This is a genomic window from Streptomyces sp. NPDC055239 (genome assembly GCF_053606205.1).
On record NZ_JBSGRD010000012.1, the window covers coordinates 245933 to 272583 of the forward strand.

Consider the following 26651-nt stretch of genomic DNA (forward strand, 5'->3'; position numbering starts at 1 on the left):
TGCCAGGGAGGGTCGGCACATCGGGAGAGTGCCGCATCTTGAGGGGGTGGGGGGCCTTAGGCGAGTGGGCCGGGGCCTTAGGTCCTACCTACGCGCCTAAGGACCCCGCTACCTCACGTGCCGTTGACCGCGTGCCATTAACTCGTCGACGGCAGCCCGTAGATCAGGTCCGAGTACTTGGCGATGGCAAGCAGCAGGCCGATGACGCCGAGGACGACACCCGCCCAGGCCACCGACTTGATCCACGGCGCCTGTACCTGGTCGGGGGCGCCGAACGCGGGCCTGACCAGGACGACGAACCCGACGACCAGTGCGACGAGCGCGAAGGATCCGGCGATCAGCGCCGTGATCTGCCAGGAGTCGCCGTACAGGGCCTGGATCTGGTCGGCGACGCTCGCCGACTGCTTGGTCTCGAGCTGCCCGACGATGTTCGAGCGCGCCGCGGCGACGGTGCCGAGCCAGCCACCGGAGAGGCCGATCACACCGAGGGCGGCGGAGACGACGGCCGCGGCGCCCTGGAAGACGCCACCGGACTTGGCCGGAGCGACCTCTTCGACGACGACGAGGTCGTCGGCGTCGTCATCGGTGTCGTCGACGTCGTCGGCCTTGTCGGCCTTGACGGCATCCGCCGTCACGGCGTCCGTGGTGGTGTCGTCCACGGCGTCCGCAGCCTCCGCATCCGCGGGCTTTGCGGGCTTCGCGGCCGCCTCGGCCGCGATCTCGTCCTCTGTCTTAGTTCCCATGCTCCGCACCGTACGGACGGAGTCTGAGAGGTTTCTTAACGAGCTGCTTCCCCGCCGGCGGAGCCCCCGGCCGAGCCCCCGGAACCCGCCGTCTCACGCGCCTTTCGCCACTGTGGTGCGAGCACCGACCACACCTCCATGTCGTGCCGCACCCCCTGCCAGGGGAAGCTCTCCCGCAGCACTCCGTCCCTGGTCATCCCGAGCCGCTCGGCCACCGCGATGCTGCGGTCGTTGGCCGAGGAGACCATCCACTCCACGCGGTGCATGCCGCGCGCGTCGACCGCCCAGTCGATGAGGACCCGGCTCGCCCTGGTGATCAGGCCGTGCCCGGCTGCGGAGGGCTCGAGCCAGACGCCGAGCTCGCAGCTCTCCGTGGCCGTGTCGAAGATCCGGAAGAAGATTCCGCCGACGAGCGTGTCGTTCAGCCAGATGCCGTAGAGGTGCCCCGTGTCGGCGGCCTTCTTGTCGGCGTGCGCCTGGAGGCGCTCCCGAGCCGATTCGAGGTCCGTCACCAGCGCGGTCAGGGGTACCCACGGCGCCGTGTAGTCGCGCGCCCGCTCGATGTGCGCGAGGAACTCCTGTGCCTGCCACGGCTCAATGGGCCGCAGCTCAGCGCCCTCGCCCAGCGATATCGCGAACATCCCGCTCCTTCGTCCCGTCCGGCATTACGGGGATCCTCGCACCAGGGACGGTTTTGCTCGAACGACTTTCCGGCGGCTCGATGCTGATGCGGGGCAGCCAGCGGTCGAGGCCGCGCGGCAGCCACCAGTTGGCGCCGCCCAGCATGTGCATCAGGGCGGGCACCAGCAACGTACGCAGGACGAAGGCGTCGAGTGCGACCGCCGCAGCGAGGCCGATGCCGAACATCGCGATGACCCGGTCGCCGCTCAGGACGAAGGCGAGGAAGACCGAGATCATGATGACGGCCGCGGAGTTGATCACGCGGCTCGTCTCGGCGAGGCCGACCCGCACGGCCCGCCGGTTGTCGCCGGTCTCGAGCCATTCCTCGTACATCCGGCTGACCAGGAAGACCTGGTAGTCCATGGAGAGCCCGAAGAGGACGGACACCATGATCACGGGCAGGAAGGGTTCGATCGGCCCGGCCGAGCCGAGGCCGAGCAGCTCGCTCCCCCAGCCCCACTGGAAGATCGCGACGACGACCCCGAAGGCCGACGCCACCGCCGCCACGTTCATCGCGGCGGCCTTCAGGGGGATGCCGATGGACCGGAAGGCGAGGAGCAGCAGGACGCAGCCGAGGCCGATGACCACGCCCACGAAGAGGGGCAGCTTGCCGACGATGATCTCCGCGAAGTCGTCGTAGCTCGCCGTGACGCCGCCGACCCGCAGGTCGAGTGCCGTGTCGGCCTCGGCCCTCGGGAGCACGTCGTCGCGCAGCCGGTCGACGAGCTCGCTGGTGCGCTGCGACTGGGGGGACGAGTCCGGTACGACGGTGACGTAGGCGGCCGTGCCGTTCGCGTCGTACGTGACGGGGCTGACGGAGGCGACGCCCTCGGTCGATTCGAGCGTGGGGACGAGGTTGGTGAGGGCGAGCCTGTCGCCCGCTCCTTCGACGTCGGTGACGAGCGTGAGCGGGCCGTTCACGCCGGGGCCGAAGCCGTGCGCGAGGAGGTCGTAGGCCTGCCGGGTGGTGGCCGACGCCGGGTTGTTGCCCTGGTCGGAGGTGCCCAGGTGCAGGGAGAGCGTGGGCAGGGCGAGCAGCGCCATCACGGCGACGGCGACACCGCCGAGCAGCTTGGGGTGGCGCTCCACGAAGGCGGACCAGCGGGCGGCGAGCCCGGTGGGCAGCTCCGGGGCCGGGCCGTGCTCGGCGAGGGCGCGCCGTTCGCGGCGGCTGAGCGCGCGCGGGCCGATCCAGGAAAGGAGCGCGGGGAGCAGGGTCACCGACGCGGCGACCGTGAGGAGCACGGTCAGTGAGCCCGCGATGGCGACGCCGTTGAGGAAGCTGAGCCGCAGGATGAGCATGCCGAGCAGGGCGATGCACACGGTGGCGCCCGCGAAGACGACCGCGCGTCCGGTGGTGGTGACGGCGCGTTCCGCGGCGACGGCCACCGGGAGGCCCTGCTTGAGGCCCTTGCGGTGTCTGGTCACGATGAAGAGCGCGTAGTCGATGCCGACGCCGAGCCCGATCAGGGTGCCCAGCATCGGTGCGAAGTCCGCGACGGTCATCAGGTGCCCGAGCAGCACGATGCCCGCGTACGCCGTGCCGACCGACACGAGGGCCGTGGCGATGGGCAGTACGGATGCGGCGAGCGAGCCGAAGGCGAGGAAGAGCACCACGGCGGCGACGGCGACCCCGACGATCTCGGCGGTCTGCGCGCTCTTGGACTCGGTGAGGCCGACGGCGCTGCCGCCGAGCTCGACGTCCAGACTGTCCGACCCCGCGGCCTTCGCCGTGTCCACGAGGGCCTGTGCGTCCGCCTTGTCGATGGCGTCGGCCTGTTGGTGGAAGGTGACGGTCGCGTACGCGATGCGCGCGTCGGCACTGATCTGTGCGGCACCGCGCTCGCTGTACGGACTGCTGACGGAGGCCACCGCGGGCATGCGCTCGATCTTGTCGAGGGCGCCGGTCACCGTCTGCTCGACGTCGGCCGCGCGCACCGTCGTCCCCGCCTCGGTCCGCCAGACGACGGTGTTGCTGTCGCCGCCGAGTCCTTCGAAGCCCTCGTTCAGGAGCTGGGTCGCACGGCCTGACTCGGTACCCGGCACCTCGTAGTCGTTCGAGTACGCGGATCCGGTGACGGCCGCGGCGCTCGCGGCGCCGCCGAGGGCGAGAAGCCAGAGCAGCACGGCCAGGAGGCGATGCTTCACACACCACCGTGCGAGTGCTGCCACCGACTGGCTCCCTGTACTGGTTCGTGGATCTTTATCGGGAACAGTCTTGAATGCACTGAACAGCCCGCAAAGAACGTTTGAGAGGCGACTTGGGCGCCAGAAGCACTTTGACAGCACCCGGAGATCGTTGGTCCCGTTCGTGGCTTTCCTCACAAGTTCACACAACGGTGTGCGAGGCCCCATCGGGGCCTCGCACACCCTCAGAACTGGGGATTCAGCCCGACACGCTCGCGCGTCCGTTCTCTATGTGCCCCATCAGACGGCGCCGGAAAGCAGGTTCGCCCGCCGCCGTGGCCTGAATGTCGTACCAGCCGTGCTCGTCGTCCGTGTGCCAGGCGATCGTGCGGCTGCTGCCGCCCTTGACGCGGACGACCCGCGTCCGCCTCCTGACGTCGCCCTCGTCCACATATCCGACCGGCTCGACCGTGAAGACGAGCTCCTTGCGGCCCCGGTTGGCCAGGGTGACGTGGAGCTCGCGCCGGGTGATCGCGGAGGCGAGCTGCGCCTTGCCGTCCTTGCCGCCCGCGAACTCGCGCCGGAAGCCGTTGGGCCCCGTGATCGTGAAGGCGTACGCGTCCTTGGACACCGGGACGGTCCAGGAGCCTTCGCGCACGACGTCCTTGTGCTGCGGGACCTTGAACTCGTCGGCGTACGGATAGAGCGCGAAGTGGGCACTGGAGCGGCCGCCGTTGCGCAGCCGCACCGAGAGGGCGCCGCTCTCGCCCGGCTTCACGTACGCGTCGGGCTGGTAGGGCAGCGGCCGGGCGCGGCGGGTGCCGGACTCCTGGACCGGCATGGACTGCTTCAGGGGCGGCTGCGGTGACCAGCGGCCGCTGAACGCCGGGATGGCGCCGGGCTTTTCGACCTCGGGCTGCCGGTGTCCTCGCTTGAAGTCGAAGGCGCCGGTGAGGTCGCCGGTGACCTTGCGGCGCCAGGCGCTGATGTTGGGTTCGCGCACGCCGGTCCACTTCTCGAGGAAGCGCACGACGGAGGTGTGGTCGAAGACTTCGGAGGTGACGTAGCCGCCGACGGTCCAGGGCGAGACGACGAGCATGGGCACGCGCACACCAAGGCCGGTCGGCTTGCCCTCCCAGCGCTCCTCCTGCTCCTCGGCGCTGTCACCGCCGGGGACGGGCGGCGGGACGTGGTCGAAGAAGCCGTCGTTCTCGTCGTAGTTGATGAAGACGGCGGTGCGGCGCCAGACCTCGGGGTGCGAGGCGAGGGCGTCGAGGACCTTGTAGACGATGGTCGCGCTGTGGATCGGCGAGGAGACGCTGGGGTGCTCGGAGTCCAGGGCGGACGGCACCAGATAGCTGACCTTGGCCAGTTTGCCGCCCGCGACGTCCTTGGCGAACTCCTCCGCGAGCTTGCCGGTGGGCACGCGGCGCAGGGCGCGCTCGAAGAGGGACTTCTCCGCCTTGGTGAGGGTGGCGACGCCCTCCTCCAGGGTGGCGAGCAGCTTCGCGCGCTCGGCGTCGTCCTTGGCGTCGCGGACCTTGGCGTAGAAGGCCTCCATGTAGGTCAGGCCGGTCTTGGCGAGGACCTTGCGGGCGATGGCCTTGAAGGTGGTGAAGAACTCGATCTGGTTGTCGGTGAAGTTCTCCCACTCCGTGTACGTCCGCCAGCTCACGCCCGCCTTCTCCAGGCGCTCGGCGTACGTCCCCCAGTCGTATCCGGGGTGTGTCCCCTCGTCGTACGCGTCGTTGCCGACGGCCCGCTTCCCGTTCGCCTCGTAGCCCGTCTTGCCGCTCCACAGGTGGTTGCGGTTGGGGCTCGTGGAGGTGTGGATGGACGAGTGGTAGGCGTCGCAGACGGTGAAGGTGTCGGCGAGTTCGTAGTGCAGGGGGATGTCTTCGCGCGTGTAGTACGCCATCGTCGCGGCGGTCTTGGCGGTGATCCAGCCGTCCGACCAGCCGTCGTGCCAGGCCTTGGCGCCGCCGCTCCAGGAGTGGTCGAGGGCACCGATGTACTGCAGGTCCTTCTTCTGCGCCGCCGCGGCCTCGCGCACGGGGAAGGGCAGGACGGTGCTCAGGACGCCCGGCTGCTCGAACACGGACTTCCCACTCGGGAGCCGGACGGCGTTGCGGTCACCGAAGCCGCGTACGCCGCGCAGCGCGCCGAAGTAGTGGTCGAAGGACCTGTTCTCCTGCATCAGGATGACGACGTGCTCGATCGAGTCGAGCCCGCCGCCGCCGCGTTCGGGCCGATCCCGGTCCTGTGCAAGTGCCTGCTGCAGTGACGGCGGCAGGAACGATCCGACGGTGGCGGCGCCGAGCGCGCCTCCGCCAACTGCCATCAGCCGCCTGCGAGATATCTCCGGGGACACGTACGACCTCCAGTCGACGGCCAATGGTTCTCTGCTGATCCATTAGCCTGCTCGGCCGGGACGGTAGTGAAGTCTGGTTTCCCTGTGAAGACTTGGGGACGAAGTCGGCGTGAACGGAGGCGCCCGAGTACGTACGTACGGACTCGGTCAGCCGATCAGCAGCCCCGCCCAGAGCGCGACGGTCGACGCCGCGAGGATGACGGGCACGGTCAGGACGCCGAGCAGAGTGAACGTCCGCAGCTCGGCGTCCGTGCCGTGGTCGTGCAGGATGCGGCGCCACAGGAGGGTGGCGAGCGAGCCGACGTACGTCAGGTTCGGGCCGATGTTGACGCCGATGAGCGCGGCGAGGACGGGGCCGGGACCAGCGGGGGCGACGGCGGGCAGGAGAGCGAGAATCGCGGGCAGGTTGTTGATGAGGTTGGCGAGTACGGCGGCGAGGCCCGCGATCGCGAGCAGCGCGGGCAGCGAGGTGCCGTCCGGCAGGATCCACTCGATGCCGGAGCCGAGGCCGTTGTCGACGACCGCCTTGACGACGATGCCGAGCGCGAGCACGAACAGGCAGAACAGGGGGTTCGCGGAGCGGACGAGTGCGGGGGCGGTCGTGCGTCCGCGCAACAGCGCACGGCCCGCGAGCACGGCTGCTCCCGCGAGGGCGGCCCAGAGGGGTTCGAGGCCCACGAACGAGGTCACGACGAACCCGGCGAGCGTGAGCCCGAGGACGACCAGGGTGAACACCGGCACGGGGGTCGGCTCGGTCTCCTTGGGCTCAAGGGCGCCCGCGGCCAGATCTCCGGCGAAGTACCGCCGGAACGCCACGTACTCGATGCCGATGGCAACCAGCCACGGCAACGCCATGAGCAGGGCGAACCGCGTGAAGGTGAGCCCGCTGGCGGTCAGGGCGAGGAGGTTGGTGAGGTTGGAGACGGGCAGCAGGAGCGACGCCGAGTTGGCCAGGTGGGCGGTGGCGTAGACGTGCGGACGCGGCCTTGCCCCGACGCGGGCGGCGGTGGCGAAGACGACCGGGGTGAGCAGAACGACGGTGGCGTCCAGGCTCAACACCGCGGTGATCACTGCGGCGACGCCGAAGACCCCGCCGAGCAGCGCCTTGGTCCGCCCGCCGCAGAGCCGGGCGACGAGATCCCCGGCGGCGGCGAAAAGCCCGTCGTCCGCGCACAGCTGCGCGAGCACGAGCACGGCGGCGAGGAACCCCACCACCGGCAACAGACTCTCGACCTGCGCGAGCGCGTCCCGCGGCGAGACGGCCCCGAGCACCACGACAAGCCCGGCGGCGGGCAACGCGGCGGCGGCCTCGGGCCACTGCCGGGGCCGTACGACGGCAAACGCGAGCACGGCGAGCAGCAGGCCGACGGAGAGGATCTCGGCGGTGACGGTGTTCAGGGGGACGCTCCGTGGCCCGGGTGGGGCGGTGGTTCGGGTGCGGCGGTGGTTCGGACGGCCAAGTGCTCAGCAGCATGACACGGGACTCCGGTGCACCCTCACGAACAGGCTTCGACCGCGTGCGTACGCGAGGGAAGCCTGCCCCACCCCGGCACGCGTGTGGGGCGACGCCCTCTCGGTGCGCCGCCCCACATCACGTACGAGATCTCGTACGGGCAAGAGGACTCAGCCCTCCACGCCCAGCTTCTCCAGGATCAGTTCCTTGACGCGGGCCGCGTCGGCCTGGCCCCGGGTTGCCTTCATGACCGCGCCGACCAGTGCGCCGGCCGCCGCGACCTTGCCGCTGCGGATCTTGTCGGCGATGGCGGGGTTGCCCTCGATCGCCTCGTCCACGGCGGTCGTCAGGGCGCCCTCGTCCGACACGACCTTCAGGCCGCGCTTCTCGACGACCTCGTCCGGCGTGCCTTCGCCGGCGAGGACGCCCACGAAGACCTGACGGGCCAGCTTGTCGTTCAGTTCGCCCTTGGCGACGAGCTCGGCGACCCGGGCGACCTGCACCGGGGTGACCGGGAGCTCGTCGAGCGCCTTGCCCGTCTCGTTGGCGTTGCGGGCCATCTCGCCCATCCACCACTTGCGCGCGGCAGCCGAGTCGGCGCCCGCCTCGATGGTGGCGACGATCGGGTCGACCGCACCCGCGTTCAGCATCGACTGCATGTCGTGCTCCGTGACACCCCACTCCTCACGGAGGCGGTTGCGGCGCACGCGCGGCATCTCGGGGAGACCGGCACGCAGCTCCTCGACCCACGTACGGGCCGGGGCCACCGGGACGAGGTCGGGCTCCGGGAAGTACCGGTAGTCCTCGGCGTTGTCCTTGATGCGGCCCGACGTCGTGGAGCCGTCCTCCTCGTGGAAGTGACGGGTCTCCTGGATGATCGTGCCGCCGTCGTTCAGGACGGCCGCGTGGCGCTGGATCTCGAAGCGCGCCGCACGCTCCACGGAACGGAGCGAGTTGACGTTCTTCGTCTCCGAGCGCGTACCGAACTCCTCGCGCCCGTGCGGGCGCAGGGACAGGTTGACGTCGCAGCGCATCTGGCCCTTGTCCATGCGGGCCTCGGAGACGTCGAGCGCCTTGATGACCTCGCGCAGCTCGGCGACGTACGCCTTGGCGACCTCGGGAGCCCGCTCGCCCGCGCCCTCGATCGGCTTGGTGACGATCTCGATGAGCGGGATACCGGCGCGGTTGTAGTCAAGGAGCGAGTGCGAGGCGCCGTGGATACGGCCCGTCGCGCCGCCCACGTGCGTGGACTTGCCGGTGTCCTCCTCCATGTGGGCGCGCTCGATCTCCACACGGAAGATCTCGCCGTCCTCCAGCTGGACGTCCAGATAGCCGTTGAAGGCGATCGGCTCGTCGTACTGAGAGGTCTGGAAGTTCTTCGGCATGTCCGGATAGAAGTAGTTCTTCCGGGCGAAGCGGCACCACTCGGCGATCTCGCAGTTCAGCGCGAGGCCGATCTTGATGGCCGACTCGATGCCGATCTCGTTGACGACCGGCAGCGCGCCGGGCAGTCCGAGACAGGTCGGGCAGGTCTGGCTGTTGGCGTCCTGCTTCAGCTCCGTGGAGCAGCCGCAGAACATCTTCGTCTTGGTGCCCAGCTCGACATGGACCTCAAGGCCCATGACGGGGTCGTACGTCGCGAGGGCATCCTCGTACGACACCAGGTCAGTCGTGACAGTCACGGTGAAACTTTCCCTCTCAACCCAGCAGGACGTCGTCGTCGCCGAGCTTCTTCAGCTCACGAAAGAGCAGAGCGAGGCCGGTGGCGATGGCGGCGGCGGAGACAGCGGCGTCGACGAGCCGGAGCGTGTCGTTGTCCTTGCGGGCCGTGCGGGCCTGCTTGACGACGGAGATCGCGCCGAAGGCGGTCGTGGCGATCGACAGGTACGCGCCGGGCTTGGACTTCTTGAAGCCCTGGGCCTTGGCAGTCATGGGACTCACAGTGACGGTGCCTCCTCAAGCAGCGGGTGCCCCCACCTTTCCACGAAGGCGGCCTCTACGGCAGCGCCCACCTTGTAAAGGCGGTCGTCCTTCATGGCCGGGGCGATGATCTGCAGCCCGACGGGCAGGCCGTCCTCCGGCGCGAGGCCACAGGGCAGCGACATGGCGGCGTTGCCCGCCATGTTCGACGGGATGGTGCACACGTCCGCAAGGTACATCGCCATCGGGTCGTCGGCGCGCTCGCCGATCGGGAAGGCGGTGGTCGGCGTCGCGGGCGAGACGATCACGTCAACCTGCTCGAAGGACTTCTCGAAGTCCTTCGTGATCAGGGTGCGGACCTTCTGGGCGCTCCCGTAGTACGCGTCGTAGTAGCCGGAGCTAAGTGCGTACGTGCCCAGGATGATGCGGCGCTTGACCTCGTCGCCGAAGCCCGCCTCGCGGGTGAGCGCGGTGACGTCCTCGGCGGACTTCGTGCCGTCGTCGCCGACGCGCAGGCCATAACGCATGGCGTCGAAGCGGGCCAGGTTGGACGAGCACTCGCTCGGCGCGATCAGGTAGTACGCGGAGAGCGCCAGGTCGAAGGACGGGCAGTCGAGCTCGACGATCTCGGCGCCGAGCTCCTTGAGCAGCGCCACGGACTCCTGGAAGCGCTGGACGACACCGGCCTGGTAGCCCTCGCCCGCGAACTGCTTGACGACACCGACGCGCATGCCCTGTACGGAGCCGTTGCGGGCCGCCTCGACAACCGCGGGGACCGGGGCGTCGATGGACGTCGAGTCGAGCTCGTCGTGGCCTGCGATGACCTCGTGCAGGAGCGCGGCGTCCAGGACCGTGCGGGCGCAGGGGCCGCCCTGGTCGAGGGATGACGAGAACGCCACCATGCCGTAGCGCGAGACGCCGCCGTACGTGGGCTTGACGCCGACCGTGCCGGTGACGGCCGCGGGCTGGCGGATGGAGCCGCCGGTGTCCGTGCCGATGGCGAGGGGGGCCTCGTACGAGGCGATGGCGGCGCTGGAGCCGCCGCCGGAGCCGCCGGGGATGCGGGTGAGGTCCCACGGGTTGCCGGTGGGGCCGTACGCGCTGTTCTCGGTGGAGGACCCCATGGCGAACTCGTCCATGTTGGTCTTGCCGAGGATGACGACGTCGGCTTCCTTCAGCTTGCGCGTGACGGTCGCGTCGTACGGCGGGATCCAGCCTTCGAGGATCTTGGAACCGACCGTGGTCGGGATGCCCTCGGTGGTGAAGATGTCCTTGAGCGCGAGGGGTACGCCGGCCAGCGGGCCGAGCTTCTCGCCCTTCTCGCGCTTGGCGTCGACGGCGCGGGCCTGCGCGAGGGCGCCCTCGCGGTCGACGTGCAGGAAGGCGTGCACCTTCTCGTCGACGGCCTCGATGCGGGCGAGGTGGGCCTCGGTGACCTCGACGGCCGTGAGCTCGCCGGAGGCGACCTTGGCGGCGATGTCGGCTGCGGTGAGCCTGATGATGTCGATCTTGCTGTCCGTCATGGTGGGTTAGTCCTCCCCCAGGATCTGCGGCACCTTGAAACGCTGCTGCTCTTGTGCCGGGGCTCCGGAGAGCGCCTGCTCGGGGGTGAGCGACGGACGGACCTCGTCCGCGCGCATGACGTTCGTCAGCGGCAGCGGGTGGGAGGTCGGCGGTACGTCTTGGTCGGCGACCTCGGAGACGCGGGCGACCGCGCCGATGATGTCGTCGAGCTGTCCGGCGAAGTGGTCGAGCTCTTCGTCCTTCAGCTCAAGACGTGCTAGGCGGGCGAGGTGGGCGACCTCCTCGCGCGTAATGCCAGGCATGCGGCGATCCTCTGGGGGTGAGTGTGTGGTTTGTGGCCCAATCCTATGGGGCCACACCCCGTACACGTGAAACGGATTCCCCCCGGGGGCCTCCACGCCGGTCCCGATGGAGACCTCGCGGCTACTTCGCCACGTTCGCCCGAGCCTCCGCCGCCGCCTGCTCCTCCGCCGCGATGTCCACCGGCCTGCGCCATCCGCGCGAGCCCCGCGCCCGCAGCCAGGCGGTGGTCTCGTCCGGCGGCATCGCCGCGGCGACGAGCCAGCCCTGCACCGCGTCGCAGCCCAGATCGCGCAACCGCTCCCACGTCTCGTCGTCCTCGACGCCCTCGGCGACGACGAGCAGCCCCAGGGAGTGCGCGAGGTCGACGGTGCAGCGGACGATCTCCGCGTCTTCGTTGTCCACCGCGAGCCGCGCCACGAAGGAACGGTCGATCTTCAGCTCGCTCACCGGCAGCCGCCGCAGATGGACCAGGGACGAGTACCCCGTGCCGAAGTCGTCGAGCGACATCTTGACCCCGTGACCGGTCAGCCCTGCCAGGGTGTCGGCGGCCCGCTGCGGGTCCTCAAGGAGCACGTGTTCCGTTATCTCCAGCTGCAGCGCACCCGGAGGAACGCCGTGGCGTGCCAGGCGCGCGGCGACGGCGCCCGCGAAGCCGGGGGTGTGGACGTCGCGCGGCGACACGTTCACCGCGACGGGGACCTTGAGCCCCATCGCCTGCCACTTCGCCACCTGGCCGAGGGCGGTCTCCAGGACGTACTCCGTCAGGTGCGGCATGAGCCCGGACGACTCGGCTATGGCGATGAACTCGTCCGGCGGCACCTTCCCGCGCTCGGGATGCACCCACCGCACCAGCGCCTCGAGCCCCGCGACGCGGCCGTCGAACTGGACCTTCGGCTGGTAGTGGAGCTCGACGTCACCCGCGTCGAGCGCGCGGCGCAGATCGCCCAACAGGCCGAGACGGTCGGGAGTGTTGGAGTCACGCTTGGACTCGTACACCTCGACGCCCGTGCGGTCCCGCTTGGCCTGGTACATCGCGACGTCCGCGCGCCGCAGCAGGCCTTCCGCGTCCATCGCGTGGTCGGGGAAGACGGCGAGCCCCGCGCTGGCCTCCAGGACCAGCGTCAGACCGTCGAGGTCTAAAGGCGAGCCGAGGGCGGCGACCAGCGACCGCGCCACACGGGTGGCCGACGTCGTGGAGTCGGTGACCGGAAGCAGGACGGCGAACTCGTCGCCGCCGAGCCGGGCGGCCTCCGCGCCGCGCGGCAGCGCGAGCCTCAGCCGGTCGGCGATCTGCAGCAGAAGACGGTCGCCCGCGAGATGGCCGAGGGTGTCGTTCACCGAACGGAAACGGTCCATGTCGATCAGCATCAGGGCGGAGCGCGCCCCGATCCGCTCGGCGTCGTCCAGAGCCGTCCAGGTCCGCTCGAGGAGCCACTGCCGGTTGGGCAGGCCCGTGAGCGGGTCGCGCAATTGCTCCTCGGCCCTGGCCCGCGCGATCCACAGCGTCGAGTCGAGCGCGACGAGGGGGATCGCGAAGAGCGGCAGCATGATGGGCGTCGAGGCGGCGACGACGCAGATCAGCGGTGCGATGCCGAGCAGCGCGACGCCGACGAGGCCCTGGCGGACCAGGGCCGTACGGGTGACCGTGGGCAGGGCGCCGGTGCGCGGTGCGTGGACGTACCAGAGCAGGACCCGGGTGACGACGAGATAGCCGAGGGCGGCGAGCACCACCTCGGGCAGCGAGTACAGGTCCCAGGTCTCGGGCAGCCAGGGCGACTGCGCCGAGGGCGCGGTGCCGAACGCGGCCATGGCGAGCGCGCCCGCGCCGATGCCGAGGATGTCGATGGCGCCGTGCAGGATGCCCTGCCGCCAGCGGTGGCGGCGCGCGACGCCGACCAGGACGACGACAGTGAGGCTGACCATTCCGGCGGGCACCCAGCCGTAAAGGAGGAGGACGGCGACGGTGAGCGCGCCGCCCGATCCTGTGCCGCCCCACCAGCGGTCGCGGCCGAGCGCGACGAGGTGACCGACGATGAGGCCGGTGAGGATGGCGAGTGACCAGCCGACCGTGCCGGAGGGGAACAGGTCGTCGCGGCCGGTGGACGCGAGGAAGAAGCCCGCGCCGAGCACCGCCGCGGCGAGCGTGACGACGGCAACCGGAAGCACTGGCCAAGGGTCGTGCTCACCGGACGCGTCGTCCGCGTCGTGTGCCTCGGAGCCGCGCCAGAGCGTCCTGCGCCGCCCGTCGGTGCCGCTCTGGGCGGAACAGGGTCCTGCGGCATCCCTGCCGCCCGGTGTCTCGCCCACGCCGAGCTCCTGTGTGCCGTACCCGCCGACGGTGCTCCATGCGCGTTCGCGCCGCTCAACTGCGGTACTCGGGGCGGCGGGGCGGCGGCTCTCGGCTTCGTGCGCCTCGCGTGCCTCCCGTGCCGCTCTGCGTCCGCTGAGCCACGCGCCCGGTCCGCGCCGCAGGCGCGCGCGCAGCCGGGAGTCCGGTGCGGCGCTCTCGGTCGGTTCCATTCCCGTCCCTCTCACAGCCGGCGGTGCCCACGCCACGCGGACTCGGTCCAGAAGTCAGCCGCGTCTGGAACTCCTCCCCCGTGCTCCCGATGAGCAGGGGATACCCCAATCGCAGCGGGGCACGGCAGGCGCACATCTCAACAGTAGGCCGCAGAAGGCTTCTACGGGCAGCGGTCCACAACGGTTGCCCGAATGCGACCCGGCCACCCGTATGCATCTGGTATGCGCTGAACGGGTGGCCTTCAACCGCTACTCCTCGGTCGGAAGCGCAACTTCCGCCGCCGCGTCCGGTCCTTGTTCCAGCAGGACGGCGAAACCTTCCTCGTTCAGAACCGGAACCTTAAGCTGCATGGCCTTGTCATATTTAGATCCAGGGTTGTCACCCACAACGACGAAAGCTGTCTTTTTCGAAACGGAACCGGTCACCTTGGCGCCCCGGCTCTGCAACGCATCTTTTGCGCCATCCCTGGTGTGGTGCTCGAGCGTTCCGGTCACCACGACCGTGAGGCCTTCGAGCGGTCGCGGCCCCTCGTCCTCTCCCCCGCCCTCTTCCTCCATGCGGACGCCGGCCGCACGCCACTTGCGCAGGATCTCCCGGTGCCACTCCTCCTCGAACCACTGCTTCAGGGAGGCGGCGATGGTCGGGCCCACGCCCTCGACGGCGGCCAGCTCCTCCTCCGTGGCCTGCTCGATGCGCTCGATCGACCGGAATTCGCGGGCGAGCGCCTCCGCGGCGACCGGGCCCACGTGCCGGATGGAGAGGCCCGTGATGATCCGTGCGAGCGGGCGCTCCTTGGCCGCCGCGATGTTCTCCAGCATCGACACGGCGTTCTTCCTCGCCTCGCCCTGCTGGTTGGCGAAGATCGTGGCGATCTTCTCCTCGCCCGTCTTCGGGTCCCGCTTGGGCAGACCGCTGTCCTGATCCAGTACGTACGCCTTGATGGGCAGGAGGCGCTCGATGGTGAGGTCGAAGATGTCGCCCTCGTCCAGGATGGGCGGCTCGGACGGCTCGAGGGGCTTGGTGAGCGCGGCCGCGGCGACATAGCCGAAGTTCTCGATGTCCAGGCTCTTGCGGCCCGCGAGATAGAAGAGACGCTCGCGCAACTGGGCCGGGCACAACTGGGCGTTGGGGCAGCGGAGGTCGATGTCGGCCTCCTTCATCGCCCGCAGCGCCGTCCCGCACTCGGGGCACTCGGCGGGCATCACGAACTCCCGCTCGGTGCCGTCGCGCAGGTCGACGACGGGGCCGAGGATCTCCGGGATGACGTCGCCCGCCTTGCGCAGGACGACCGTGTCGCCGATGAAGACGCCCTTCTTCTTCACCACGTCCTGGTTGTGCAGGGTGGCGAACTCGACCTCGGATCCCGCGACGGTCACGGGCTCCACCTGGGCGTACGGCGTGACGCGGCCGGTGCGGCCGACGCCCACGCGGATGTTGACCAGCTTGGTGTTGACCTCCTCGGGGGCGTACTTCCAGGCGATCGCCCAGCGCGGGGCGCGCGAGGTCGAGCCGAGGCGGCCCTGGAGCGGGATCTCGTCCAGCTTCACGACGACGCCGTCGATCTCGTGCTCCACGGAGTGGCGGTTCTCCCCGAAGTACGTGATGAACTCCCGCACGCCGTCGAGCCCTTGGACCACCTTGTTGTGCTGTGCGGTGGGCAGGCCCCAGTCGTGCAGGAGCTCATAGGCGTGGCTGAGGCAGTCGATGTCGAAGCCCTCGCGGGCGCCGATGCCGTGCACCACCATGTGCAGCGGACGCGTGGCGGTGACGCGCGGGTCCTTCTGGCGCAGTGAACCCGCCGCCGCGTTGCGCGGGTTGGCGAAGGGCTTGTCGCCGGCCTCCACCAGACGGGCGTTCAGCTCCTCGAACTTCTCCATGGGGAAGAAGACCTCGCCGCGGATCTCGACAAGGGCGGGGATGTTGTCGCCCTTGAGGCGGTCCGGGATGTCCCCGATGGTGCGGACGTTCGGAGTGATGTCCTCGCCGGTGCGGCCGTCGCCACGGGTGGCCGCGCGGGTGAGCTTGCCGTCCTCGTACGTGAGGTTCACGGCGAGGCCGTCGACCTTCAGCTCGCACAGGAAGTGATGGTCGCCGGTGCCGACCTCCTTGGCGACGCGCTCGGCCCAGGCCGCCAGCTCCTCGTCGTCGAAGGCGTTGTCCAGGGAGAGCATGCGCTCGCGGTGCTGGACCGAGGTGAACTCGGTCTCGTACGCCCCGGAGACCTTCTGGGTGGGCGAGTCGGGCGTGCGCAGCTCCGCATACTGCTCTTCCAGGGCTTCGAGCGAGCGAAGGAGCTTGTCGAACTCGGCGTCGCTGACGACCGGTTGGTCGTTCACGTAGTACCGGAAGCGGTGCTCCTCGATCTGTTCGGCCAGCTGGGCGTGCTGATCCCGTGCCTCGGCGGGCACAGAGCCTTGCTGTTCGACAGCCACCGTTACGTCCTCCCGTTACGTCATACCCAATTACTCAGGGTTGTCCGCGAGTGATCTCGCCGCCCGGACGCAGTGGGCGAGCACCGCGCGGGCGTACGCCGGGGAAGCCCCCGCGAGCCCGCACGACGGAGTGACCACGACCGACTCCGCGAGAGACCCCGGATTCAGCCCCAGCCTGCGCCACAACGTCCTGACACCCATGACGCTACCGGCAGGGTCTGACAATGGGCCGTCCACACCGGGCACGACACCGGCGAAGAGCTTCGTACCGCCCTCGACGGCCTCACCGATCGCCTCGTCGTCACGCTCGGTGAGCAACGAGAAGTCGAAGGAGATCGCGTCGGCCCCCGCACGGCGAAGGAGCGCGAACGGCACGTCCGGCGCGCAGGAGTGCACGACGGCAGGCCCGTCCTCGTGAACGCCGATGACGTCCCGCAGGGTGCTCTCCACGAGCTGGCGGTCGACGGCACGGTGGGTGCTGTACGTACTCGCGGTCTTGATCTGCCCGCGCAGTACGCCGACGAGCGAGGGCTCATCGAGTTGCAGCACGACCTGGGCGCCGGGAATCCGGCGGCGTACGTCCGCGAGGTGGGCGCGCAGGCCCTCGGCGAGCGAACCTGCCAGGTCACGGCAGGCGCCCGGGTCGGAGAGCGCGACCTGGCCGTTCCTCAGCTCCAGGGCGGCGGCGAGGGTCCACGGCCCGACGGCCTGCACCTTGACAGGACCTTCGTACCCCTGCGTGAACTCCTCCAGGGCGTCGAGGTCCTCGCCGAGCCAGGCCTTCGCGCGGCGCGTGTCCCGTCCGGGCCTGTCGCCGATCCGCCAGCCGCTTGGCTCCACGCGCGCGTAGAGCTCGACCAGCATTCCGGCGGTCCGACCGATCATGTCGGCGCCGGGCCCCCGCGCGGGCAGCTCCGCCAGATACGGGAAGTCCTCGAAGCTGCCGGTGACGGTCTTCGCGGCCTCACGGGCGTCACCGCCCGGCATGGACCCGATACCGGTGGCCGGGCCCCAACTGAAGGTGCTCACTGTCCGGGCCGCACCGTCAGGTCGTTGATCTCCGCGTCGCGCGGCAGGTCGACGGCCAGCAGGATCGTCGTGGCGACCGACTCCGGGTCGATGAAGCGGGAGGGGTCGTACTCCTTGCCCTCCTGTTGATGCACTTTGGCCTGCATGGCGCTCGCCGTGCGCCCCGGGTAGACGGAGGTGACGCGGACGCCGTTCGCGTGCTCCTCGCCCCGCAGCGAGTCGGCCAGGGCCTTGAGGCCGTGCTTGGAGGCGGCGTAGGCGGACCACTCCGGGCTGGCGCTCAGGCCCGCACCCGAGTTGACGAAGACGACATGTCCCTGGGCGGCGCGGAGTTGGGGCAGGAAGTGGCGGGTCAGCTCGGCGGGGGCGATGAGGTTGACGTTGAGCTGGTGGCGCCAGGACTTGGGGGTGAGGTCACCGACGCGCCCCAGGTCGACGACGCCCGCGATGTGGAGCAGGGAGTCCACGCGGTCGGGAAGCGACTGGTGGCCGAACGCCCAGGAGAGCTTGTCGGGGTCGGAGAGGTCACCCACGAGCGTGTCCGCCCCGGGGAATTGCGCGGCCAGTTCCTTCGCTCGGCCCGCGTCCCGTGCGTGCAGGACGAGGGAGTCGCCGCGTGCGTGGAGGCGGCGTGCGACGGCCGCGCCGATGCCGGAGCCCGCCCCGGTGATCACATGTGTTGCCATGCGTCCATCGTCGCACCCCGGCAGGTGCAGGTCAGCGCATGGTCACTGGGTACCCATGGCCTCCTCCAGGTAGGCGAGGGCGCCGACCGCCTCCTCGGCGAAGAAGACGAGACCGGTCAGCGGCACCGGCAGGAACCCCTCGTCCTCCATGCGCTGGAACTGCTCCTTCAACCCGTCGTAGAAGCCCTCGGAGTTGAGCAGAACGACCGGCTTCGTGTGCTTGCCGTGCTTCTTCAGTTCGAGGATCTCGGTGGCCTCGTCCAGCGTGCCCGTACCGCCGACCATGATCACCACAGCGTCGGCCTTCTCCAGAAGCAGCGCCTTGCGCTCGGCGAGATCGCGCGCGATCACCATCTCGTCGGGCGCGGAGACAACCCGGGCCTTGGCGGCGAGGAAGTCGACGGAGACCCCGACCAGACGGCCGCCCGCCTCCTGCACCCCATCGGCGACGACCTTCATCAGACCGCTCTCCGAACCACCCCACACCAGGGTGTGACCGCCCTTGCCGAGCAGCTCGGCGAATTCGCGCGCGGGGCGGGTGTAGCGGTCGGGGAGGTCGGCTGCGGAGAGGAAGACACAGATGTTCATGGCCTCACCGTACGATCCGGCACAGACTGGGTGGAACACAGCCGCTCACAGGCAGCCGCTCAACGAAGGAGACCACGGTGACCGCAGGACACAAGATCACCATCGAGCAGGGCACCGACCTCGTACGGGTGGTGCGGGACGGCCAGATCGTGGCCGAAAGCAGCCGCCCCCTGCTGCTGCGAGAGACGGGCTGTCCGGTCCGCTACTACCTCCCCCCACAGGACGTCCGCACCACCTTCCTGACCCTGTCGGAGACGACCACGTACTGCCCGTTCAAGGGAACGGCGTCGTACTGGTCGCTGCCCGACGCCAAGGACGGTAAGGACGCAGTGTGGGCGTATCCGGAGCCGAAGGACTCGGTGGCTCAGATCAAGGACCACTTCTGCTTCTACGAAGTAGAAGTCGAAGCGGCCTGAGGCAGGCCCACAGGGGGCTAGACCGCCGCCGTCGCCCGCTCCGTCGTCGCGATCGTCGCCGAGCCGACCACGCGCGTGCCGTCGTAGAGCACGATCGCCTGGCCGGGGGCCACGCCCCGGACCGCCTCGTCGAAGGAGACGCGCAGCTCCGAGCCGTCGACCAGTTCCGCGCGGACCGGCGTCTCTCCGCCGTGCGCCCGCAGCTGCGCGGTGTACGTGCCGGGCCCTGAGGGGGCGACGCCGCACCAGCGGGGCTTGATCGCCGTCAGGCCCGTGACGTCCAGGTCGGCCACGGGGCCGACGGTCACGGTGTTGTTCACCGGGGAGATGTCCAGGACGTAGCGCGGCTTGCCGTCGGGAGCCGGGGTGCCGATCCGCAGGCCCTTGCGCTGGCCGATGGTGTAGCCGAAAGCGCCCTCGTGCGTGCCCAGCTTGTTTCCGTCGGCGTCGACGATGTCGCCCTCCGCCTTGCCCAGGCGGTCCGCGAGGAAGCCCTGGGTGTCGCCGTCGGCGATGAAGCAGATGTCGTGGCTGTCGGGCTTCTTGGCGACGGCGAGACCGCGCTCCTCCGCCTCCGCGCGGATCTCCTGCTTGGTGGTGAGCGTGTCACCGAGGGGGAACATCGCGTGGGCGAGCTGGCGGTCGTCCAGGACACCGAGGACGTAGCTCTGGTCCTTGGCCATGTCCGACGCGCGGTGCAGCTCGCGCGTGCCGTCGTCGTTCACGACCACCGTGGCGTAGTGGCCTGTGACGACCGCGTCGAAGCCCAGGGCGAGGGCCTTGTCCAGGAGCGCGGCGAACTTGATCTTCTCGTTGCAGCGGAGGCAGGGGTTCGGGGTGCGCCCCGCCTCGTACTCGGCGATGAAGTCCTCGACCACGTCCTCGCGGAACCGCTCGGCCAGGTCCCATACGTAGAACGGGATACCGATGACGTCCGCGGCGCGGCGGGCGTCGCGGGAATCCTCGATGGTGCAACAGCCTCGCGCGCCCGTGCGAAACGATTGCGGGTTCGCCGAGAGTGCCAGGTGCACTCCGGTCACGTCGTGCCCCGCTTCGGCGGCACGCGCGGCGGCGACGGCGGAGTCCACGCCGCCGGACATGGCGGCGAGCACGCGGAGGGGGCGGGGGTGCTGCGGGGTCCGGTTCTCAGTCATAGCTCTAACAGGGTACGGGCCCGCGGGAACCAGGCGCCCGTGAGTAAGCGTTGACGATCATATGGGGGATGAACAGGACTCGAAGGCGGAGCAGAAGTCCGAGCGCCGGGGGATCGACCGGCGGACGCTCCTGATCGGCGGCGCCGCGGCGGCCGTCGGCACTGCCGTGCTCGCTTCGGACCAGCTGGGTCGCCTGTGGTGGCGGCTGCCCGGCGTCGTCAAGAGGCGCGAGGAGGGCGCGGTCGACGCCAAGGGCGCGCAGTGGGTCGCCGCGTCCGACTACAACTGGCGCCGGGCGGACAGGCCTGACGACTACGACATAGACATGGTCGTCATCCACGTCGTACAGGGCGGGTACGACACGGCACTGAGGGTGTTCAAGGACCCGGCGCACGGCGCGGCGGCTCACTACGTGGTGCGCAAGGACGGGCACATCGCCCAGATGATCCGCGAGCTGGACGTGGCGTTCCACGCGGGGAACAAGAGCTACAACGAACGGAGCATCGGCATCGAGCACGAGGGCTTCGTCGACAAGAAGTCCTCGTTCACCGATGCCATGTACGAGTCGTCGGCACGCCTGACCGCGGGAATCTGCAAGAGGTACGACATCCCGGTGGACCGGAAACACATCATCGGGCACGTGGAGGTGCCCGGCACGGACCACACGGATCCCGGGCCGCACTGGGACTGGGACCGGTACATGAAGCTGGTCAAGAAAGCTCGCACCGCCCTCGCCTGACCCCTACAACCGCTACGGCTACCGCAGGTGCACCGGCAGCGACTCCACCCCGTACACGATCGAGAGCTTGCGGAACGCGAGCTCCTCGGGGGCGACCGCGAGCCGCATCTCGGGGAAGCGCTTCACGAGGGCCGGGTAGGCGGCACGCAGCTCCATCCGGGCCAGTTCGGCGCCGATGCAGCGGTGGATGCCGTAGCCGAAGGCGAGGTGCCCCGAGGCCTTGCGGTGCGGGTCGAAGCCGCCGCCGTCGGGGGTGTATTTGGCGTCGCGGTTGCCGCCGCTCAGGGAGCACAGGACCAGGTCGCCCTTGGGGATGAGCACCCCGGCTATCTCGATGTCCTCGCGGGCGAACCGCGGGAAGGCCACCTGCACGACGGTGAGGTAGCGCAGCGCCTCCTCGACGAAGGGGGCGGCCGCCGCGTCGTCGTCGCGCAGCCGCGCGGCGGTCTCAGGGTCCTGAAGGAGAAGCAGGGAGCCGAGGGCCACCATGCTCGCGGTCGTCTCGAAGCCGCCGGTGAGGACGCCGTCGGCGAGACCGGCGAGCTCCTCGTCGCCGACCGTGTCGCCGTGTTCCTTCACGATCATGCCGAGCAGTCCGTCGCCCGGGTTCTCGCGCTGCTTCTTGACGACGTCCCTGAAGTACGAGAGCGATGCGGATATCGCCCCGAAGGGAGCGGTCGCCCCGGCGAAGAGGTCGAAGCGCTCCATGGCCAGCTGCTGGAAGTCGTGGCGGTCCTCGTAGGGCACGCCGAGCAGCTCGCAGATCGTCAGCGAGGGTATGGGGAGCGCGAACTCCTTGACGAGGTCGACGGGCCCTTCCGCCGCCTCCATCGCGTCGAGCCGCTCCTCGACGATGGCCTCGATCCGGGGCGTGAGGCGACGCAGCCTGCGCATCGTGAACTCGGGCGTGAGGATGCGGCGCAGATGCGTGTGGACCGGGGGGTCGCTGAAACCGAGGCCGCCGGGGTTGTGGTCCTCGACCACTCCGGCGTTGCCCGCGAGGTTCGTGAAGTCGTTGCTGAAGCCGTCGGTCGCACCGAGGACGGCCTTCACCTCGTCGTATCCGGTGACCACCCAGGCGTCCATGCCGAACGGCAGCGGCACCTTGGAGATGGGCTCCTCCGCCTGGCGCTCGGTGAGCTGGGCCACCGGGTCGAGCCCGTCGCGGCGCATCGGCGCGAGGAGGGGCTCGGGAAGACGCGAGATCGTGGAGGCGCTGATCCCGTTCTTCTGGATCCTGGAGAGATATATGCGCCCGAGCCGCGCGGCGATGCGAGAGCGGAGGTTCGCCTTCAATGTGAACTCCATGAGGGGGTTGTCGTGCAGCCCCGAACGCGCGGAGCGGAGTCGCGAGCGGCCAGCATAGATCGGCGGACTGTGGGCCTCGTAGCCCGCTCCTGCGCCTGTCCGCCCTATAGCGGCCGAAACCGGCATCAACTCGGGGCGACGTCACCCCAGTACAGCGTTATCTGCGTCACTTACCCGCTCAAACCGGGACCAAGTAGGTGCAGGGTTCAGCTAAGTGCTCAGCCAAGCACTCAGCTGAGCCCCGCAGTCCGCGCCCGTTCCACCGCCGGGCCGATCGCCTGCGCCACCGCCGCCACGTCCGCCTCCGTCGAGGTGTGACCGAGGGAGAAACGCAGCGTGCCGCGGGCCAGGTCGGGGTCGGTGCCGGTGGCGAGCAGGACGTGGCTCGGCTGGGCCACGCCCGCCGTGCACGCGGAGCCGGTGGAGCACTCGATGCCCTGGGCGTCGAGCAGTAGGAGAAGGGAGTCACCTTCGCAGCCGGGGAAGGTGAAGTGCGCGTTCGCGGGCAGTCGGTCGACCGGGTCTCCCCCCAGGATCGCGCTCGGGACCGCCGCGCGCACGGCGGAGACGAGATCGTCCCGCAGCGCGCCGATCTCGCGGGCGAACCTCTCGCGCTGTCCGGCGGCGTGCTGCCCCGCCACGGCGAACGCGGCGATCGCGGGCACATCGAGCGTCCCGGAGCGCACATGACGCTCCTGCCCGCCGCCGTGCAGGACGGGCACGGGGCTGTACTCGCGCCCCAGGAGCAGCGCCCCGATGCCGTAAGGACCGCCGATCTTGTGCCCGGAGACGGTCATCGCGGCGAGCCCGGACGCACCGAAGTCGACGGGCACCTGGCCGAAGGCCTGCACCGCGTCGGCGTGCAGCGGGATCTCGAACTCGGCCGCCACATCGGCCAGTTCACGGATGGGCTGGATGGTGCCGATCTCGTTGTTGGCCCACATGACGGTGGCGAGGGCGACGTCGTCGGGGTCGCGCTCGATCGCCTCGCGCAGGGCTTGGGGGTGCACGCGGCCGTACGCGTCGACGGGGAGGTACTCGACGGTGGCGCCTTCGTGCTCGCCGAGCCAGTGCACGGCGTCGAGGACGGCGTGGTGCTCGACGGGGCTGGAGAGGACCCGGGTCCGCGCGGGGTCGGCGTCGCGCCGCGCCCAGTACAGGCCCTTCACGGCGAGGTTGTCGGCCTCCGTGCCGCCCGCGGTGAAGACGGTCTCGCTGGGGCGTGCGCCGAGCGACTCGGCGAGCGTCTCGCGGGCCTCCTCGACGGTACGTCGCGCCCGGCGCCCGGCGGCGTGCAATGAGGACGCGTTGCCGGTGACGGCGAGCTGGGCTGTCATCGCCGCGATCGCCTCCGGGAGCATCGGAGTGGTCGCTGCGTGGTCGAGGTAGGCCATGGTGTGCACGATTCTACGAGCCGTGCCGGGCCCCGCGTTCCAGCGGTCAGCCCGCGAGACCCCACGACACGGTGTTGTCCATGGACATCAGGACGGCGAGGACGACGAGATCGGCCACACCGAGCCCGAGTCCGAGGACCGCGCGGCCCTTTCGGCTGGTGCCGCGCAGCAGCGCGATGCTCGCGAGGACGATCGCGATCGGGCCGAGGAAGAGGTTCAGGACGAGCAGCCCGAGCAGGCCGAGGACGAACGAGGCGACGGCCATGCCGTCGGTGTCACGCCGGCCGATGGGGACGGGGGCGGGCTCGCGGGCCGAAGCGGTGGAGGAGGAAGTGGGAGCGGTGGGGGTGGTGGTCGTGGACTTGGGGGTGAGGGTGCTGAGTCCCATGGTGCGACTCCTTTCGGGGGCCGTGCGGATCAGTTGGGGGGCAGGGAAAGGAACAGCGGTGGCGGCGTACTCAGGGCTGGCGGCGCGCGTGCCGCTCGCGGACCGTGAACACGACGAGCCAGACGCCGATGACGGCGGCGGCGACGAAGGTGACGGGGAGCGGTGCATGGGCCACGGCGCCCAAGGCGACGCCGAGCAGCAGGAGTGCGGCTACGAGGAACAACACGGGATGCCTCTCGTCGAGGTCGTCGAGGGTTCGGTGAACGCTTGTGGTTACAACTGTTCACTGACTTAGAGAGTACCGCCTCTCCGGCTTTCCAATCTCGGAGAACAGTTGTTAACTGCATGGCATGAGTCACACTCTCGGCATCCGGCAGGCCCAGAAGCAGAAAACCCGGCAGGCACTCCTCGACGCGGCGCTCCAGCTGCTCGAGGAGCAGAGCCTGAGCAGCCTGGGTCTGCGCGAGGTCACCCGTGCCGCGGGCGTGGCTCCCACCGCCTTCTACCGGCACTTCCGCGATGTGGCCGACCTGGGCGTGACCCTGGTGGAGGAGGCGCTGAGCAGCCTGCACACCACGCTCGTCTCACTCCTCGCGGCGACCGGCGACCGCGACGACGATGACGATGACGGCGGCGATGACGGCGAGGAACGCATCGCGGCCACGGTCGAGTTGATCGTCGCCTACGTCCGCACGCACCCCGCCCACGTCCGCTTCATCGCCCGCGAGCAGCACGGCGGAGTGCAGGCCGTGCGGTCGGCGATAGGCGATCAACTCACCCTGTTCGCACAGGAGGTGGCGGATCAGTTCACCCAGGAGCCCGAGTCCGCGGGCTGGAACGAGGACGACCTCCTGATGCTGGCCAGGATGTACGTCGACCACATGGTGATGACCGCGTCCGCACTCCTGGAGGCCGCGCCCGACACAGAGGAGCGGGTGGCTGCCGGCGCACGCCGGCAGCTGCGCCTGGTGTCGCTCGGACGGCGCCACTGGCTGGACGAACACTCGACCCCGCCGTAAGGAGCTACTAGCCTTACGGTCATGACGACGACCGATCGTGACTGGACGCTCGACCAGACCTTCGCGGGACCGACCGGCGCGGTCCGCTGGGCCGCACTCGGGCCAAGGGACGCACCGCCCGTCGTCCTGGTCCACGGCACGCCCTTCTCCTCGTACGTCTGGCGGAGCGTGGCCCGCGCGCTCTCCCAGGAACACCGCGTGTACGTGTGGGACCTGCCCGGCTACGGGGTGTCGGAGATGCGGTCCGGACAGGACGTGACCCTGGCCGCGCAGGCCCGTGTCCTCACTGAGCTGCTCGCCCACTGGAGCCTGGACGAACCCGCCGTCGTCGCCCATGACTTCGGCGGCTGCGTCGCTCTGCGCGCCCACCTCCTGCACGGCGCCCGCTACGAACGCCTCGCCGTCGTCGACCCGGTGGCCCTCGCTCCCTGGGGCTCCCCCACCTACCGCCTGCTCGGCGCGCACGCCGACGTCTTCACCCAGCTGCCGCCCGCCCTGCACGAGGCACTGGTGCGCGAGTACGTCGGTTCGGCGAGCCACCGCGGACTGCACCCCGAGGTGCTCGACCGCCTGGTCGAGCCCTGGTGCACGGAGGAGGGCAGGCCCGCCTTCTACCGGCAGATCGAGCAGAACGACCAGCGGTTCACCGATGAGATCCAGGGACGGTACGGGGAGTTGGCCCTGCCCGTCCTCGTCTGCTGGGGCACGGACGACACCTGGATCCCCGTGGAGCGCGGCCACGAGCTCGCCAAGCTGATCCCCGGCGCCGAGCTGCGTCTGATCGAGGGCGCGGGACATCTCGTACAGGAGGACGCGCCCGCCCAGCTCACCGGCGAGCTGAGCCGCTTCCTGCGTAAAGGTCGGTGACCGCGGCGGCGGCGTTCGCCAGCTCGGCGCGCGCCCCGGGCGGCGAGAGCACTTCCACACTGGCGGCGAACGGCAGCAGCGTACGGATGTCGCCGACGACGCCGAACCCGAGCCGGACGTCGATCCACTCGCTCTCGCCGTCGTCCTCGGGGCGTGCGCTGAGGAACTGGCCCTTGAGCCGCAGGAACTGGGCGAACCGATCGCGCGCGACCCGCGCCGTCACGTCGACACCGACCGGACGGTCCTCGACCTGACGCTTCAGCACGGCCCATACGTCGGCGAGTTCGACGCCCGTCCTGCGCTTGACCGGCGCCTCCGTGAGGGTCGCCTCCTGTACGCGGTCGGCGCGGAAGAGCTGCGGGGCGCCGCGCCGGTCGGCCACCAGATACCAGACGCCCGCCTTGGAGACGAGGCCGTAGGGATCCACGGTGTAGGTGTGCGGCCGTGCGTCGCCGCTGTGCCGGTAGCGCAGGTGCAGCCGCCGGTCGGAGAAGACGGCGTCCTGCAGTACGTCGAGGTCGACGACGACCGGATCCGATCCGCGGGGCCCCGGCATCCAGCGCGCCGAGTCGACGAGGATGCGCCGACTGGTCATCTCGGCTGCGGGACGGTGTGGTGCGGGCAGCGCCGCCATGACCTTGCGCAGCGCGGAGCCGATCGCCTCGTCGAGCCCGAGCGCCGCGTGCGCGCCCTGCGCGGCCAGGATGAAGAGCGCCCTCGACTCGTCCGCGGTGAGCCCCGTGACGTCCGTACGGAAACCGGGGAGCAGCGCGATGCCCCCGTGCCGCCCGCGCTCGGCGTACACCGGGACGCCGGATGTGGAGAGCGCCTCGATGTCGCGGTAGATGGTGCGCACGGAGACTTCGAGACGGTCGGCAAGCTCGTGGGCGGGGACCTGCCCACGGGTCTGGAGCAGCAGCAGGATCGAGAGCAGACGGTCGGATTTCACGCAGCCAAGGATGGCGGAAGGGACCTGCCCGCGGCCCTG

The 26651-nt window shown here is 70.0% G+C and carries 24 protein-coding genes; 4 read left to right on the forward strand and 20 right to left on the reverse strand.

What is annotated here, in order from left to right; all coding sequences use genetic code 11:
* Positions 1-137 precede the first annotated feature (137 nt).
* The 14 genes from ACWFRJ_RS32915 to ACWFRJ_RS32980 form a co-directional block, all read right to left on the reverse strand.
* Positions 138-743 (reverse strand): hypothetical protein, encoded by a 606-nt coding sequence (locus tag ACWFRJ_RS32915; RefSeq protein WP_453539185.1) that lies wholly within the window; start codon positions 741-743, stop codon positions 138-140.
* Positions 744-778: 35 nt separating this feature from the next.
* Positions 779-1384, reverse strand: coding sequence for a GNAT family N-acetyltransferase (locus ACWFRJ_RS32920; RefSeq protein WP_453539188.1), 606 nt, complete (start codon positions 1382-1384; stop codon positions 779-781).
* Positions 1353-3596: an MMPL family transporter gene (locus ACWFRJ_RS32925; RefSeq protein WP_453539191.1), complete on the reverse strand. Its 2244-nt coding sequence runs from the start codon at positions 3594-3596 to the stop codon at positions 1353-1355. Before ACWFRJ_RS32925 ends, ACWFRJ_RS32920 begins: the two co-directional genes overlap by 32 nt.
* 214 nt (positions 3597-3810) lie before the next feature.
* Positions 3811-5922, reverse strand: coding sequence for a phosphocholine-specific phospholipase C (locus ACWFRJ_RS32930; RefSeq protein ID WP_453539194.1), 2112 nt, complete (start codon positions 5920-5922; stop codon positions 3811-3813).
* 147 nt (positions 5923-6069) lie between these two features.
* On the reverse strand, positions 6070-7299 hold the full coding sequence (locus tag ACWFRJ_RS32935) for an SLC13 family permease (RefSeq protein WP_453539430.1): 1230 nt from the start codon (positions 7297-7299) through the stop codon (positions 6070-6072).
* A gap of 246 nt (positions 7300-7545) precedes the next feature.
* Entirely contained in the window at positions 7546-9057 is a 1512-nt protein-coding gene (gene gatB / locus ACWFRJ_RS32940; RefSeq protein WP_453539197.1) for an Asp-tRNA(Asn)/Glu-tRNA(Gln) amidotransferase subunit GatB, read from the reverse strand.
* A gap of 16 nt (positions 9058-9073) precedes the next feature.
* Positions 9074-9307 (reverse strand): hypothetical protein, encoded by a 234-nt coding sequence (locus ACWFRJ_RS32945; RefSeq protein ID WP_383278076.1) that lies wholly within the window; start codon positions 9305-9307, stop codon positions 9074-9076.
* A 5-nt stretch (positions 9308-9312) separates the two neighbouring features.
* Positions 9313-10818: an Asp-tRNA(Asn)/Glu-tRNA(Gln) amidotransferase subunit GatA gene (gatA, locus tag ACWFRJ_RS32950; protein WP_453539201.1), complete on the reverse strand. Its 1506-nt coding sequence runs from the start codon at positions 10816-10818 to the stop codon at positions 9313-9315.
* A gap of 6 nt (positions 10819-10824) precedes the next feature.
* On the reverse strand, positions 10825-11121 hold the full coding sequence (gene gatC, locus ACWFRJ_RS32955; RefSeq protein WP_016642027.1) for an Asp-tRNA(Asn)/Glu-tRNA(Gln) amidotransferase subunit GatC: 297 nt from the start codon (positions 11119-11121) through the stop codon (positions 10825-10827).
* A gap of 121 nt (positions 11122-11242) precedes the next feature.
* The gene (locus ACWFRJ_RS32960) at positions 11243-13642 is read right to left on the reverse strand and encodes a putative bifunctional diguanylate cyclase/phosphodiesterase (RefSeq protein ID WP_453539204.1); all 2400 of its coding nucleotides are present in this window, start codon (positions 13640-13642) and stop codon (positions 11243-11245) included.
* A gap of 249 nt (positions 13643-13891) precedes the next feature.
* Positions 13892-16075, reverse strand: coding sequence for an NAD-dependent DNA ligase LigA (gene ligA / locus ACWFRJ_RS32965; protein WP_453539207.1), 2184 nt, complete (start codon positions 16073-16075; stop codon positions 13892-13894).
* 30 nt (positions 16076-16105) lie between these two features.
* A complete protein-coding gene (locus tag ACWFRJ_RS32970) occupies positions 16106-17104 on the reverse strand; it encodes a methionine synthase (RefSeq protein WP_453539210.1) in 999 nt (332 codons plus the stop codon).
* A complete protein-coding gene (locus tag ACWFRJ_RS32975) occupies positions 17101-17790 on the reverse strand; it encodes an SDR family oxidoreductase (RefSeq protein ID WP_453539213.1) in 690 nt (229 codons plus the stop codon). Before ACWFRJ_RS32975 ends, ACWFRJ_RS32970 begins: the two co-directional genes overlap by 4 nt.
* Positions 17791-17832: 42 nt before the next feature.
* A complete protein-coding gene (locus ACWFRJ_RS32980) occupies positions 17833-18378 on the reverse strand; it encodes an LOG family protein (RefSeq protein ID WP_453539216.1) in 546 nt (181 codons plus the stop codon).
* Between the two features lie 77 nt (positions 18379-18455).
* On the opposite strand from ACWFRJ_RS32980, the gene ACWFRJ_RS32985 reads away from it, so the two are divergent.
* Positions 18456-18794 carry a DUF427 domain-containing protein gene (locus tag ACWFRJ_RS32985; protein ID WP_453539219.1) on the forward strand — a complete coding sequence of 113 codons (339 nt, stop codon included), beginning with the start codon at positions 18456-18458 and terminating at the stop codon, positions 18792-18794.
* Between the two features lie 17 nt (positions 18795-18811).
* On the opposite strand, the gene mnmA is transcribed toward ACWFRJ_RS32985, so the two are convergent.
* Positions 18812-19948 carry a tRNA 2-thiouridine(34) synthase MnmA gene (gene mnmA / locus ACWFRJ_RS32990; protein WP_453539222.1) on the reverse strand — a complete coding sequence of 379 codons (1137 nt, stop codon included), beginning with the start codon at positions 19946-19948 and terminating at the stop codon, positions 18812-18814.
* Positions 19949-20009: 61 nt separating this feature from the next.
* On the opposite strand from mnmA, the gene ACWFRJ_RS32995 reads away from it, so the two are divergent.
* Positions 20010-20687 (forward strand): N-acetylmuramoyl-L-alanine amidase, encoded by a 678-nt coding sequence (locus tag ACWFRJ_RS32995; RefSeq protein ID WP_453539224.1) that lies wholly within the window; start codon positions 20010-20012, stop codon positions 20685-20687.
* Between the two features lie 18 nt (positions 20688-20705).
* Here ACWFRJ_RS32995 and ACWFRJ_RS33000 read toward each other — a convergent pair whose 3' ends face one another.
* From ACWFRJ_RS33000 to ACWFRJ_RS33015, 4 genes are all read right to left on the reverse strand, one after another.
* Positions 20706-21995, reverse strand: a complete 1290-nt coding sequence (locus tag ACWFRJ_RS33000) for a cytochrome P450 (RefSeq protein WP_453539227.1) — start codon at positions 21993-21995, stop codon at positions 20706-20708.
* A 230-nt stretch (positions 21996-22225) separates the two neighbouring features.
* Entirely contained in the window at positions 22226-23389 is a 1164-nt protein-coding gene (locus tag ACWFRJ_RS33005) for a cysteine desulfurase family protein (protein ID WP_453539230.1), read from the reverse strand.
* 46 nt (positions 23390-23435) lie between these two features.
* A complete protein-coding gene (locus tag ACWFRJ_RS33010; protein ID WP_453539233.1) occupies positions 23436-23777 on the reverse strand; it encodes a DUF4190 domain-containing protein in 342 nt (113 codons plus the stop codon).
* A gap of 70 nt (positions 23778-23847) precedes the next feature.
* Positions 23848-24003, reverse strand: a complete 156-nt coding sequence (locus ACWFRJ_RS33015) for a hypothetical protein (protein WP_453539236.1) — start codon at positions 24001-24003, stop codon at positions 23848-23850.
* A 124-nt stretch (positions 24004-24127) separates the two neighbouring features.
* Between ACWFRJ_RS33015 and ACWFRJ_RS33020 the strand changes: the two genes are divergently transcribed.
* On the forward strand, positions 24128-24796 hold the full coding sequence (locus ACWFRJ_RS33020) for a TetR family transcriptional regulator (RefSeq protein ID WP_453539239.1): 669 nt from the start codon (positions 24128-24130) through the stop codon (positions 24794-24796).
* Positions 24797-24817: 21 nt separating this feature from the next.
* Entirely contained in the window at positions 24818-25663 is an 846-nt protein-coding gene (locus tag ACWFRJ_RS33025) for an alpha/beta fold hydrolase (protein ID WP_453539242.1), read from the forward strand.
* Here ACWFRJ_RS33025 and ACWFRJ_RS33030 read toward each other — a convergent pair.
* Entirely contained in the window at positions 25623-26612 is a 990-nt protein-coding gene (locus ACWFRJ_RS33030; protein WP_453539245.1) for a helix-turn-helix transcriptional regulator, read from the reverse strand. The genes ACWFRJ_RS33025 and ACWFRJ_RS33030 overlap by 41 nt on opposite strands.
* Positions 26613-26651 lie beyond the last annotated feature (39 nt).

Bases quoted from the DNA above. Each gene is read 5' to 3' on its own strand.
- ACWFRJ_RS32915 (WP_453539185.1), bottom strand. From the start codon at position 743: ATGGGAACTAAGACAGAGGACGAGATCGCGGCCGAGGCGGCCGCGAAG.
- ACWFRJ_RS32920 (WP_453539188.1), bottom strand. From the start codon at position 1,384: ATGTTCGCGATATCGCTGGGCGAGGGCGCTGAGCTGCGGCCCATTGAG.
- ACWFRJ_RS32945 (WP_383278076.1), bottom strand. From the start codon at position 9,307: ATGACTGCCAAGGCCCAGGGCTTCAAGAAGTCCAAGCCCGGCGCGTAC.
- gatA (WP_453539201.1), bottom strand. From the start codon at position 10,818: ATGACGGACAGCAAGATCGACATCATCAGGCTCACCGCAGCCGACATC.
- gatC (WP_016642027.1), bottom strand. From the start codon at position 11,121: ATGCCTGGCATTACGCGCGAGGAGGTCGCCCACCTCGCCCGCCTAGCA.
- ACWFRJ_RS32960 (WP_453539204.1), bottom strand. From the start codon at position 13,642: ATGGAACCGACCGAGAGCGCCGCACCGGACTCCCGGCTGCGCGCGCGC.
- ACWFRJ_RS32975 (WP_453539213.1), bottom strand. From the start codon at position 17,790: ATGGCAACACATGTGATCACCGGGGCGGGCTCCGGCATCGGCGCGGCC.
- ACWFRJ_RS32980 (WP_453539216.1), bottom strand. From the start codon at position 18,378: ATGAACATCTGTGTCTTCCTCTCCGCAGCCGACCTCCCCGACCGCTAC.
- mnmA (WP_453539222.1), bottom strand. From the start codon at position 19,948: ATGACTGAGAACCGGACCCCGCAGCACCCCCGCCCCCTCCGCGTGCTC.
- ACWFRJ_RS32995 (WP_453539224.1), top strand. From the start codon at position 20,010: ATGGGGGATGAACAGGACTCGAAGGCGGAGCAGAAGTCCGAGCGCCGG.
- ACWFRJ_RS33000 (WP_453539227.1), bottom strand. From the start codon at position 21,995: ATGGAGTTCACATTGAAGGCGAACCTCCGCTCTCGCATCGCCGCGCGG.
- ACWFRJ_RS33005 (WP_453539230.1), bottom strand. From the start codon at position 23,389: ATGGCCTACCTCGACCACGCAGCGACCACTCCGATGCTCCCGGAGGCG.
- ACWFRJ_RS33010 (WP_453539233.1), bottom strand. From the start codon at position 23,777: ATGGGACTCAGCACCCTCACCCCCAAGTCCACGACCACCACCCCCACC.
- ACWFRJ_RS33020 (WP_453539239.1), top strand. From the start codon at position 24,128: ATGAGTCACACTCTCGGCATCCGGCAGGCCCAGAAGCAGAAAACCCGG.
- ACWFRJ_RS33025 (WP_453539242.1), top strand. From the start codon at position 24,818: ATGACGACGACCGATCGTGACTGGACGCTCGACCAGACCTTCGCGGGA.